Source organism: Atribacterota bacterium (assembly GCA_028717805.1).
Classification (GTDB): Bacteria; Atribacterota; Phoenicimicrobiia; order Phoenicimicrobiales; family Stramentimicrobiaceae; genus Stramentimicrobium.
The window spans coordinates 25,782-38,124 of record JAQUNC010000010.1 but is presented as its reverse complement, the minus strand read 5'-3'; the positions used below and the strand labels follow the sequence as shown (position 1 = coordinate 38,124).

10 protein-coding genes are annotated in these 12,343 nt (G+C 34.6%); all 10 read left to right on the top strand.

Annotation, left to right across the window (positions count from 1 at the left end):
* Positions 1 to 32 precede the first annotated feature (32 nt).
* The 10 genes from PHD84_03715 to PHD84_03670 all read left to right on the top strand — a co-directional run bounded on the left by PHD84_03715 (position 33) and on the right by PHD84_03670 (position 12,306).
* Entirely contained in the window at positions 33 to 533 is a 501-nt protein-coding gene (locus PHD84_03715) for a VOC family protein (GenBank protein MDD5636913.1), read from the top strand.
* 138 nt (positions 534 to 671) lie between these two features.
* Positions 672 to 1,664 (top strand): TRAP transporter substrate-binding protein, encoded by a 993-nt coding sequence (locus PHD84_03710; GenBank protein MDD5636912.1) that lies wholly within the window; start codon positions 672 to 674, stop codon positions 1,662 to 1,664.
* 663 nt (positions 1,665 to 2,327) lie between these two features.
* Complete coding sequence (locus tag PHD84_03705; protein MDD5636911.1) at positions 2,328 to 3,611, top strand: TRAP transporter large permease; 1,284 nt, start codon at positions 2,328 to 2,330, stop codon at positions 3,609 to 3,611.
* 275 nt (positions 3,612 to 3,886) lie between these two features.
* Positions 3,887 to 4,882, top strand: coding sequence for a DctP family TRAP transporter solute-binding subunit (locus tag PHD84_03700; protein MDD5636910.1), 996 nt, complete (start codon positions 3,887 to 3,889; stop codon positions 4,880 to 4,882).
* Between the two features lie 87 nt (positions 4,883 to 4,969).
* On the top strand, positions 4,970 to 5,497 hold the full coding sequence (locus PHD84_03695) for a TRAP transporter small permease (GenBank protein ID MDD5636909.1): 528 nt from the start codon (positions 4,970 to 4,972) through the stop codon (positions 5,495 to 5,497).
* A complete protein-coding gene (locus PHD84_03690; protein MDD5636908.1) occupies positions 5,494 to 6,777 on the top strand; it encodes a TRAP transporter large permease in 1,284 nt (427 codons plus the stop codon). The genes PHD84_03695 and PHD84_03690 overlap by 4 nt, the downstream gene beginning before the upstream one ends.
* Before the next feature lie 172 nt (positions 6,778 to 6,949).
* The gene (locus PHD84_03685; GenBank protein MDD5636907.1) at positions 6,950 to 8,128 is read left to right on the top strand and encodes a hypothetical protein; all 1,179 of its coding nucleotides are present in this window, start codon (positions 6,950 to 6,952) and stop codon (positions 8,126 to 8,128) included.
* An 80-nt stretch (positions 8,129 to 8,208) separates the two neighbouring features.
* Entirely contained in the window at positions 8,209 to 9,240 is a 1,032-nt protein-coding gene (locus PHD84_03680) for an alcohol dehydrogenase catalytic domain-containing protein (GenBank protein MDD5636906.1), read from the top strand.
* A gap of 11 nt (positions 9,241 to 9,251) precedes the next feature.
* On the top strand, positions 9,252 to 10,337 hold the full coding sequence (locus PHD84_03675; GenBank protein ID MDD5636905.1) for a Gfo/Idh/MocA family oxidoreductase: 1,086 nt from the start codon (positions 9,252 to 9,254) through the stop codon (positions 10,335 to 10,337).
* Positions 10,338 to 10,587: 250 nt separating this feature from the next.
* Positions 10,588 to 12,306, top strand: a complete 1,719-nt coding sequence (locus tag PHD84_03670; protein ID MDD5636904.1) for a glutamine--tRNA ligase/YqeY domain fusion protein — start codon at positions 10,588 to 10,590, stop codon at positions 12,304 to 12,306.
* Positions 12,307 to 12,343 lie beyond the last annotated feature (37 nt).

The following is a 12,343-nucleotide window of genomic DNA, read 5'->3' as shown; positions in this document are numbered from 1 at the left end:
AAGAATAATAATTAAAGGTGGTACTTCAAAAAATGTCTGAAAAAGTAATTTCTTTCCAGCATGTTGGACTATCAGTCACAAATTTAAAGCTTGCAGTGAACTTTTATAAAAAAGTATTTGGCTTAAAGGAATTGAGCATGCCTAAAAAGAGTTATTGTAGCGAAGAGAAGAAAAAAGAAAGAAGAAAGGATATATTTGGTAGTAAAATGATGGAAGTAAAGGTTGCCCATCTAATAACTAATAATGGCGTTGGATTGGAATTATTTGAATTCATAGAACCAAAATCAACTATAAGAAAAAGAAATTTTGAATATTGGAAATCGGGTATTTTTCATATTTCCTTTAATGTCTCAGATTTAGATGAGACAATCCAAAAGATTATTAAACATAAAGGCAAGATGATCAGTAAAGTTTGGGAACTTTTTCCAGGATGTCAGACGGCTTATTGCCAGGACCCCTTTGGTAATGTATTTGAAATTCTAAATTGTACTTATGAAGAGATGGCTACTGAAAAAATAAGTTGTGCAAACTAATCATTTTATTTTAAAACTATTATTATTTTTTCTTAGTATATTTACTAATTGGGAGGAGGTAGTTAATTAAGAGAACAATAGTGGTAATTAATGTAGAAGTAAGATAGATAAAATCAAAGAATAATGGAGGTAAAATAGATGTTTAAAAGAACTACATTAGTAATTATGGTTATTTTCATATTATTTAGTTTTTTAGTATTTTTTGTTCAAGCTGCTGAAGAGCAGATAAAGATGAGAATAGCGCATGCAATGCCAGTAACCCATGGTTATAATATTTGGGCTGAAAAGTTTAAAGAAGAGGTATATGCTAGAGTAGGAGATAAGATTGAAATACAGATATACCCAAGTGCACAGCTAGGTACTGAAACTGAATATTTAGAACAAATGAAAATTGGTTCCATTGAAGGTACTATTTTAGGTAGGCATGCACAAATAGACATAAGATTAGAAGTTGTTAATCTTCCCTTTGTCTTAGATGACGATGAGCATGAAGATTTAGTTTTAAGAAGCGGAAATGAAATTGAACATAAACTTAATAATATTTTTTTAGAACATGGATATGTTTGTCTTGGATGGGGGGTATTAGGATTTCGTCATATAACTACTAAGGATAGGGCAATTAGAAAAGCTGATGATCTTAAAGGGATAAGCATTAGAATACCAAATAATCCTCTTTGGATTCCTGCATTCCAAGCTTGGGGAGCAAGTCCAACTCCATTAGATTTCTCGGAATTATATTCTGCCTTGCAACAAGGAGTAATTGATGCGCAAGAAAATCCACCTGAAATTATATATAATTCCAAATTTTATGAAGTCCAAAAATATCTTAATTTAACAAGCCACGCAAACATACCAAGTCAATTTTTAGTATCTGTAAATTTCTGGAATAAGTTACCAGAAGATCTAAAAAAATCAATAGAAGAAGCTGCAATTGTTGCTAGAGATTATCATGTAAAATTAGCTAGAGAAGCTAACGCTAATTTAGTTGATGAACTCGAAAAGCAGGGAATGACCATTATAAGAGATGTAGATAGAGAGTCATTTTATGAAGGCGGGCAGAAAGCATATGATGCTTATATAGCTAATAGTGGCGCTGAACTTATAAATGATATTCGAGCTCTTGCTGAATAGTCTATCAATAAACAGTAGGTAGATGATAGGGAATACCTATCATCTACCTACTGAATTTATATCTTTAATAAATAAGGATATTTTTTATAAATTTTACAATTATCCAAAAGGAAATAAAATACACTATTAAATTTAAATAAATAAAATAATTTTTTCGTATATTAAATAACTTATGAATTAAATGGTTTAGGCAAATGAAAATGAAAACCTTTTTACAGATATTAAAATGCACTATTGCATTTTTGATGGTTTTTTTAGTAATTGTAGTATTTGTAGGCGTTTTTTACAGATATGTGCTTCAGAAAGCTTTATTCTGGAGTACTGAGGTTTCTATATTTTTGCAAATATGGGTAGTATTTATTGGAGCAAGTATAGCTTTTTGTGAAAAATCCCATATTTCAATAGATGTTTTTACTAAAGCATTGAGATATAAGCATAGAATAGTTTTGGAATTTATATGTAATCTTATTATAATGTCTTTTTTTATATTACTATTCATAAAGGGTATAAGTATAGTGAGAATCAATATGACTTCATTATCTGAAGCTCTAAAAATACCATATGGTTTAGTATATATATGTGTTCCATTTTCTAGTTTTATAATGCTTATACAGACATTGTTGAATTTGTATAACTTATTTATTGGGAGGAGTAACATTATTAATGATTATAATACTAGCCATTAGCTTTATAATTTTAATATTTTCAGGGATACCTATTGCCTTAAGCCTTGGAATTGCCTCTTGGATTTCTTTAGTAATTGACGGCAGCTATCCATTAGAGATGATTGCTCACAAGATGGTTAATGGCATTAATTCATTTCCATTAGTTGCAGTTCCATTATTTATACTAGTTGGCTCATTAGCATCCAAAACTAGCATTGCTGATCGTTTGGTGAAGCTCTCTAATGCCTTGGTTGGACATATTAGAGGAGGATTAGGACATGTTAATGTTCTAGCATCAATGTTTTTTGGAGGAATTTCCGGGGCTGCTGTAGCTGATACTGCATCTATCGGTTCATTGTTAATCCCTTCTATGGAAAAAGAAGGCTACTCACCGGAGGATGCAGCTGCAGTGACAGTATGTTCCTCTACAATAGGTATTCTAATCCCCCCCAGCATACCAATGGTGATTTATGGAGTTACTATAGGAGTATCAATTGGAAAATTATTTATTGGAGGTTTAATACCCGGTATTTTAGTTGGATTATTACAAATGGTTTCAGTTTATCTAGTATCTAAAAAGAAAAACTATGTATCAAGACAAAAAAGAGCAAGTTTCAGCGAGTTATGGTTAAGCTTTAAACAAAGTTTTTTATCTTTATTATTACCATTGTTTTTATTAGCATCTATTTCTTTTGGAATTACTACAGCAACTGAAGCTGGTGTTATCGGAGTCGTATATATTTTATTCTTATGTGGTTTAATATATAAAGAACTTAGTTTTAAGGAATTATTTCAAATGCTCATTGAGTCTGCAATTAACACTGCCATACCATTATTTTTGGTTTCGACTGCTTCAGTAACTGCATGGCTGATTTCAATAGAGAGAGTGCCTAATATGTTAGTAAATAGTCTAACTAGTTTAAATTTACATCCTATCATTCTAATGATAGCAATAAATATTTTTTTATTAATTATTGGCATGTTTATGGACCTCATACCTGCTCTAATTTTGTTTGCACCTATTCTCTTACCATTAGCATTAGAAATAGGAATTACTCCGATTCAGTTTGGTGTTATTATGGTTGTTAATCTAGGTATCGGACTGGTAACTCCCCCAGTTGGTAACTGTCTTTTTCTAGGTTGTTCCATTGCCAAGGTAGACATATCAAGAATGGTAAAAGCAATATTACCATATCTGGTAGTAAATATCATAGTATTAATCTTGACTACTTACATTCCGTCCATTTCAACTTATTTACCATCTTTAATCTATGGAAATTGATGAAATATAATTTTTGAAATATGTTAATCATAAAATATTAAATTAGTATAAGGTAAAATAGAGTATGATTATAAAAAGTAAATCCATTTTGTTATTTGATATACTAATTTTAATTTAAAAGAATACCTTCTTTCTGCTTAGTACTTAGATAATATAATAAGTAATTCTTTGTAAACAAGACTAAATAAAGAGGAGGTGATTGATGTTCTAATATACTAATAAATTGTTTTGGGAGCATTTCAATTTATGGTAAATAAATTAAGGAGGATAGTCAAATGAAAAAACTGATAGTCTCAATATTTGTTATTTTAATGATGATGATGGTTCTAATGGCTGTAGGAGAAGCAAAAAACTTTGTTTTGGATTATAACCAGCTGGAACCTGAAGAGCATCCACAGGGAGTTACTTTAACAAAGTTTAAAGAAAAAATTGAAGAACTTTCCGGGGGTACAATTAAAATAAATGCCTATTACAGCGGCTCTCTGTTCACTCAGGAAGGTGAAGTAACTGCATTGATGGCGGGTGATCTGGATATGTCAACCCTGGCATTCCAGGACATGGGTCCCTATCTCCCAGCCGCCAGTATGTTTGCTGCCCCATACATTTTTACCAGCTATGAGCACATGGAGAAAGTTTTCTCGTTAGATTCAGAAGTTGCCAAAGACTTTTACCAGATGGTATCTGATGCCTGTGGATATACACCCTTAGCAGCAATGACTCAGGGTTCAAGGTGCATCAATACGAAGTGGGAGAAACCGATCATGAAACCAGAGGACATGAAGGGAATGATTTTGAGGATGCCCAATGCCCCGGATTGGATTCATGCAGGTACTTCTCTAGGTGCAAGTGTAACTCCAATTGCCTATTCTGAAGTCTATACAGCCTTACAAACAGGGACGGTTGAGGCCCAGGATAATCCATTACCAGGAACATATGCCATGAAGTTTTATGAAGTGACCAAGCAGATTGTTCTCACCAAACACATTATTGATGTAAAATTACTGGTCATAAATAATGATGTTTGGAACCAGATGTCAGAGGTGCAGCAACTAGCGATGCGTGAAGCGGCACATTATGCCTGTACAGAAGGTAGTAAAACTACCTACGCACAGGAAGCAGAATTGTTAGGCTTCATGGAAGATTACGGGATGATTATTACCTATCCAGATATAGAAGCATTTCAAAAATATTCTTATGACTACTATGTAGAAAATGGCCTTACTGAGAGCTGGAACATGGATCTGTACAATCGTGTTCAAGCTATGAAGTAACATATAAAGATATTTTTTAATAGACAGGCGCTTTTAAAAAGCGCCTGTCTGGGATGATATCAGCATTTTTTATGAGAGGAATTAGCGATGAGGGGACTAAAGAAAACCATTCGTTGGATTATAGATCTTTTTGAGGTGCATATACCTATCGCTGTATTTGTTATGTTATTTATTGTTTTTTTGATTAATGTTCTTTTTCGGTATGTTATCAGGAATCCTCAAAACTGGACTTTTGAATTTTCTGTTAATTCATTTGTAATAGTTGGTCTTTTAGGAGCATGTACTGCCTATAGAAAAGAGGATCATGTAGTTTTTGATTTACTGTACACTAAGATAAGCGAGAAAGGTAAGAATATTTTTCGGATCATTTCCTATGTTTTTATAATTATATTTTTCTCTATAGCTATTCCGGGGTCTATCAGGTACCTGATTAAACTCCGGGCAGTTACCTCAATTATGAAGATACCTCTTAAGATTATTTTTTCATCATTTCCGATTCTCCTGATTTCTACTGTCTTACGATCAGCATACCGCTTAGTAATGGATATTAAGTCGTTTAAGAACAAGACTTATGTTCAGCTGTACAACAATAACGAAGAGGAGAAGATGATATGAGCTGGTATCTTTTAATACCTTTTGGCTTTTTAATCATTGCCTTTATCATTCGTATGCCTATTGGTTTAGGTATGTTTGTTGGGTCAATCGCATATTATTTAGCTAAGGGGATCAGTATTGGTTCATTTGTTAATACAGTGTGTTATGGATTAACAAATTCATACATTCTAATTGCCATCCCGCTTTTTGTATTTACTGCCAATGTAATGAATGCCAGTGAGGTAACTGATAAGATATTTGATTTTGCCAGATCGGTTATAGGGCGTAAACACGGTGCAACTGGTTATGTTAATATACTGGCGTCTCTGATCTTTGCCGGGATGACTGGAAGTGCAGTAGCAGATGCATCCGGACTGGGAACATTGGAAATTGCACAGATGAAAAAAGAAGGATACGATATGCCTTTCTCCTGTGCCATAACAGCTGCTACTGCAGTTATCGGTCCTATCTTCCCACCCTCTATCCCATTTGTTATATATGCTATGCTTTCTGGAGCCTCGGTAGGCAAGCTGTTTATGGGCGGAATGATTCCGGCAATTATTCTCTGTATCGTTATGGGAATCTATGTGTATTTTATTTCTAAGAAGCGCAATTATCCTATCGGAGCCAAGGTTACCTTTAGACATTTTTTAAGCAGCACAATACAGGCTATACCCGCACTGATGACACCGGTTGTTCTTTTAATGGGAATATATACGGGCATTATGACTCCGACAGAAGCCGGGGCAGTTGCTGCTGCCTATACATTAGTTATTGCTTTTTGTGTATACCGAACCCTTGGTTTGAAAGATCTTGTGAAGATATTAGTGAACACAATACGAACAACAGGAACTATTTTTTTAGTTATCGCGGGGGCATTCGGATTTTCCTTTATTGTTACAGCCGAGCAGGTTTCAAGGACAGTAGTGCAAGTAATGAGCAGTTTCGTAAGCAGCCCTCTTGTTTTTTTATTTTCAGTGAATATCTTATTCTTGATACTTGGTGCCTTGGTAGATGTGAATGTTTCTGAACTCGTATTTATCCCGATTATTTTACCGCTGGTGAAACACTTTAACATCGATTTAGTTCATTTTGGTGTAATGATTTGTCTGAACATGATGATTGGACTTTTAACACCACCATTTGGCATGTTGTTGTTTATAACAGCTGGTATAGGTAAGGTATCTATGAGAGATTTGATACGAGAAACAATGCCGCTTATAGCAGTATTACTTGTAGCACTGACAATTATTACCTATATTCCCCAAACAGTATTGCTCCTGACAAATTTGGTAAGATAGCACAAGAAATACTTGTAAAACTTATTAAATAAGGTCGCAAGATACTTTTTACTAAGGTCATTTTAGATGATAATTTAGTACATAATTGCTTTTGGCTATTTTTAAATTAGCCTTTTTTATAATTTAAAGTATAACAGTTTTGAGAATACGAAAAGTTGAGGTGATATTGTAGATGCGGTTGGGAGAGGATAAGAATTTAGATGAATTACTATCTTTTATTGAAGAATATATTGATCTTGAACATCAGCTAGAAGTAGAGATATTGCACGTAAAAGTTAATAAATTTAAACCAGTTCCTTTTTTGCCTCTTTCCATATTGCCTGAAGGAGGAGATTTTTTTCACTATGATGAAGCAAGCAATCTATATCCCTACCAGGAAGCTTTTCATAATCCAGCAAAAATGATGTATAACGAACTGAAAAAAACTGTCTTTGCTGGTAGCATCTATGGCAGTGTTCAGATTAAGGATTATTTTCCTCTGCAGATTAGAAGCAATTACGGAATAGGCATTCTTGCTTCCCTGTTTGGTATGGAAACCAAGATTCTGAATGATATGTTACCCTTTGTCATACCCATTCAAGATGAAGATGAACTGAAAATAATCATTAAGCGTGGTATTCCTGATTTTAAAGCAGGTTTGGGACAAAGAGTCTATGATACCCACCAGTTTTATCATGAAAAATTAAAGGAGTATCCTAAATGTGCCAAGGGAATTAAGATTACCCATCCTGATATGCAGGGGCCTTTTGATATTGCTCACCAAATTATTGGATCAGATATATTTCTCATGTTATACGATCAAAGGGATTTAATTCATGAATTATTGGAATTAATTACCCAAACATATATTCAATATCGTAAATTTATAGAAGATAATTATCACTTGAATGATAAAGCAGATCAAGAGATGATTTATATTCATGGAGATATCTGCTATGGTAAGGTCGTTATCAAAGATGATACGCCACAGATTTCTTTATCTCCGACGATGTACGAAGAATTCAGTTGGTATTATAACAATAAAATTTTTGATGAGTTTAAAGGGACCTACCACTGTTGTGGTAGGATCAATGACCATATCTATAAACTTCTGGATCAAAATGAAAATGTCAAAGGAATAAATTATGGCAATCCGGAAAAGCATAATATTAGGGATATCTATAAAAAAAATAAAGATAAAAAAAGAGCTATTTATACCTGGGGATGGAATCAGGATTGGTCTTATCTTGAAAAAATTTTAAAAGATGAGGAAATAAATACTGGAATAACACTGGCTTGTAAAGTAAAAGACATTGAAGAGGGAAAACGTATTCTCGGAAAGTATTTAGATCTATTTCATGAAAAAATATAATAATTATCTGACAATATAGATAGAAATAGATTAATTTAAATAATTTAAAATTATCCTCTATAGAAGGAGACGAAACTAATATGAAGGCATTAGTGAAATACAGTGAAGAAGCTAACGCTTATGAGGTAAGAGACGTAGATAAACCCAAAGTTGGTAGTAACGATGTCTTGGTTCAGATGAAAGCGACAGCTATTTGTGGTACTGATCTTTCGCTTCTGGAGAATAAGTATAAGGGGAAGAAACCTGTTCCTATACCAATAATTCCGGGGCATGAAGGAGTAGGGATTATTACCGAGACTGGTAAGGGAGTAAAGAATTTTCAAGCAGGTGATAGGGTAGCCTTTGAAGCTCTCCAAGGTTGTGGCCAATGTCCTGATTGTAAATTAGGAAATAAAAATATGTGTCAGTATTGGGAACATTTAGGTCTTACCTGTAATGGTACCTTTGCTGAATACATTCTAGTTCCCAGTGAATTAGTCCATAAACTACCTGATAATATATCCTTTAAGAATTCCTCTTGTCTGGCACCCATGGGATTAACAGTAAGGTCGTTAGCAAATGTTAAGCCTGTGCTGGGTGATACCGCAGCTATTATCGGACCTGGGAAAATAGGGCTTTTCCATTTACAGGCTTTAAAAGCATCTGGAGTCACAGAGGTATATGTGATCGGATTGGATAGAGATAAAAAAAGATTTGAAATTGCCAAAAGATTAGGAGCAAACTTTATTATCAATGCAGATAAGGAAGATCCTTTGAAAAAGGTAATGGATTTAACCAGAGGAAGAGGAGCAGATATGGTCATTGAAACTGCTCATTCTCCGCAATGTTTTTCTCTGGCCATAGAATTAGCTGCTCCTAAAGCTCGAGTTTCAACTTTCGGTCTTTACCTGGAAGCAACTATTGCTCCCATTCAGGTAATCCGAAAAGGATTAACTATTTGTGGGGACGTGGCACTTTTAACCAAACATTTTATTAGAGCAATTCGCTGGGTAGAAATAGGCAAGGTGTTAGCTGAGCCGGTTATTACTCGAAGTTTTCCTTTAGAAGAGGCCGAAGAAGCAATTAGAGTATTCAAGAAAGGTACTGAAGGTGCAGTTATCTTAGAAAACTAGAGGAGGGCTTTATGTCCATACCAAGATTAGCAGTGCTGGGGCTTTCTCATGGATTTAAGTTTGTACATAGATTGATGAATTGTAATTTTGCTAAACTCGTTGCAGTGGCTGATTTAAATGTGGAGAAAGCCTTAAAATCATATAGTGTAGACCAATCAGAAGTAAATGAGAAGTCTAAATTATTAAATTCAGATATTAAAATCTTTAAAGAATACAAAGATCTGTTAAAGAAGATGGGAAAGGAATTAGATGGGATAATTGCTGCTTTACCTAATGACTTACATGTAGAGGTTACCCGGGAAGCAGCTAAATATGGGATTCCTTTGCTGTTGGAAAAGCCTATAGCCAGTACTCTCCCGGAAGGGGAGGAGATAACGGGAATGGTAGAGGATTCTCAAATTAAATTTATGGTTGCTCATCATAGAAGATTTTCTAAAATTATCCAGCGAACTAGAGAGGCAGTGCAACAAGGAGAATTAGGAGAGATTGTTGGTGCTAATATGCTCTGGGTAGCGAAAAAACCTGACCATTATTTTGAAAGTTCCTGGCGAATAGATAGAAAATATGGTGGCCCGCTGTTAATCAATACCATTCATGATATAGATGACCTTCGATACATCATTGGAGATATTGAGGAAATTCAAGCCTATATCACCAATAAGTACCGGGGCAATGAGGTTGAAGATACGGGCGTGATAAATATCAAATTTAAAAATGGTGCCCTGGCAAATGTGTTTTTAACAGATACCTGTCCCTCTCCCTGGTTTTACGAAGCCTGTACTCAGGAATATTCCTTCTTCTATCCGAGTCTTTATGATTGTTACTTATTCTTTGGTAAGAAGGCTAGCCTTGCCTTTCCCTCTCTGACCCTATTCTCTTACCAAAAAGAATTTGGAGAAGGATGGCATAGACCATTAAAAAAACAGACCCTTTTAGTTGAACGTTTTGATGTTCTGGAGGAAGAATTAAAGCATTTCTGTGAGCTAATAGCAGGGAAAGCAAAAGCTAAAATATCTGCCTCTGACGCCCTGGAGACGCTCAGGGCAATAGATGCTATTAAAAGGTCTTCAGAAAGTAGAAAAAGTGTTAGATTATAATATTGACCAGTGGTTATTTCATGCTAAATTAGAGTAAAATACCCTATTTGATTTTTTACTATCTCAGAAAACCTCTTTTTACCACTTGTAATATTGCTTGTCATTAATTATATTCGGGCATGGATTTTTTACCCCAAATGTTGTAATATAAAGAACACTATAGATAAATATTCATTTAACTGAATTTCTATTTGGATTGAAATGAAAAATATGAAGATAACAAAGGTAAGCAGGAGAAGGGAATAAATAAATGAATTCAAACGAAATAAGTAGTCAAGAAACAGTAAATTTTATTCAGGCAATTATTGATAAGGATAAAAAAAATAATAAATATGGTGGCAGAGCACATCTTCGTTTTCCACCCGAGCCTAATGGGTATTTACATATTGGTCATGCCAAGTCTATTTGTTTAAATTTTGGTCTGGCGGAAAAAAATAATGGCTTATGTAACCTTCGTTTTGATGATACTAATCCTTCCAAAGAGGATATTGAATATATAGATTCAATTATCAGGGATGTACGTTGGTTGGGTTTTGATTGGGAAAATCGTCTCTATTATGCTTCTGATTATTTTGACAGAATGTATCAGGATGCCCTGACTTTAATTAAAGAAGGGAAAGCCTATGTATGCGATTTAAGTCCGGAACGAATTAGAGAGTACCGGGGAAACTTTACCGAACCGGGAAAAGAAAGCCCTTATCGCAATCGTTCTGTTGAAGAGAACCTCTCTTTGTTTCAACAGATGAAAGAAGGCAAATTTGAAGATGGCTCTCGAGTTCTCAGGGCAAAAATTGATATGAATTCTCCTAATTTAAATATGCGTGATCCGGTTCTTTATCGCATTATAAAAAAATCTCATCATCGGACTGGTGACAAATGGTGTATTTATCCCATGTATGACTATGCTCATCCTCTGGAAGACTATTATGAAGGGATTACCCATTCTGTTTGTACTTTAGAATTTGAAGACCACCGACCTCTGTATGAATGGGTTTTAAATAATTTATATAAAACAGAACTACCCCAGCAGATTGAATTCGCTCGTTTAAATCTTAGTAACACGGTTATGAGTAAACGAAAGCTGAGATTTCTGGTAGAGAATGGTTATGTTTCAGGTTGGGATGATCCTCGTCTGCCCACTATTTCTGGTTTACGAAGAAAGGGTTACACGCCGGAAGCTATCAGTAATTTTTGTGATCGTATCGGAGTTGCAAAGACTAATAGTGTGGTAGATATTCGCTTTTTAGAACATTGTATCAGGGAAGATTTAAATAAGAAAGCCCCCAGAGTGATGGCTGTTTTAAATCCTTTAAAATTGATTATTGATAATTATCCGGAAGACCTGATAGAGGAAATGGATTGCGAAAATAATCCTGAGGATCCTGCTGCTGGCACCAGAAAAGTTCCTTTTTCTAAAGTACTATATATGGAAAGAGAAGATTTTCATGATAATCCTCCTCCTAAATATTATCGCTTGGCACCGGGACGTGAGGTCAGATTAAAGAATGCCTATATCATTAAATGTACCGATTACCTGCATGATAAAAAAACCGGCAATATCCAGGAGGTGCACTGTACTTATGATCCGGAAACCAGGAGTGGACGACCAGGTGCACAACGTAAGGTGAAAAGCACCTTGCATTGGGTTTCTGCCAGATTTGCTCTGAAGGCTGAGATGCGCTTATATGATTACCTGCTACTTGATAATATTGAAGAACAAGCTGAAGAGGAGAGCGATAAAGATTTTATTAAACTGCTTAATCCTAAATCAATAGAAATCTTAAAAGACAGCATAGTAGAACCTGGTTTAAAAAATACATTATCTGGTGAAAAATTTCAGTTTATGCGTAAAGGGTATTTCTGTGTAGATCCTGATTCCACACCTGAAAAGCTGGTTTTTAACAGAATTGTTTCCTTACGGGATAGCTGGGAAAAAATAATGAAGAGCAGCGAGAAAACTTCTAATTAGTTGTGAGTAGCTTGATATTAAAATCATTGGTGAATAT

Coding starts and splice junctions, on each gene's coding strand:
- PHD84_03715 (MDD5636913.1), top strand. CDS start 33: ATGTCTGAAAAAGTAATTTCTTTCCAGCATGTTGGACTATCAGTCACA.
- PHD84_03710 (MDD5636912.1), top strand. CDS start 672: ATGTTTAAAAGAACTACATTAGTAATTATGGTTATTTTCATATTATTT.
- PHD84_03705 (MDD5636911.1), top strand. CDS start 2,328: ATGATTATAATACTAGCCATTAGCTTTATAATTTTAATATTTTCAGGG.
- PHD84_03700 (MDD5636910.1), top strand. CDS start 3,887: ATGAAAAAACTGATAGTCTCAATATTTGTTATTTTAATGATGATGATG.
- PHD84_03695 (MDD5636909.1), top strand. CDS start 4,970: ATGAGGGGACTAAAGAAAACCATTCGTTGGATTATAGATCTTTTTGAG.
- PHD84_03690 (MDD5636908.1), top strand. CDS start 5,494: ATGAGCTGGTATCTTTTAATACCTTTTGGCTTTTTAATCATTGCCTTT.
- PHD84_03685 (MDD5636907.1), top strand. CDS start 6,950: ATGCGGTTGGGAGAGGATAAGAATTTAGATGAATTACTATCTTTTATT.
- PHD84_03680 (MDD5636906.1), top strand. CDS start 8,209: ATGAAGGCATTAGTGAAATACAGTGAAGAAGCTAACGCTTATGAGGTA.
- PHD84_03675 (MDD5636905.1), top strand. CDS start 9,252: ATGTCCATACCAAGATTAGCAGTGCTGGGGCTTTCTCATGGATTTAAG.
- PHD84_03670 (MDD5636904.1), top strand. CDS start 10,588: ATGAATTCAAACGAAATAAGTAGTCAAGAAACAGTAAATTTTATTCAG.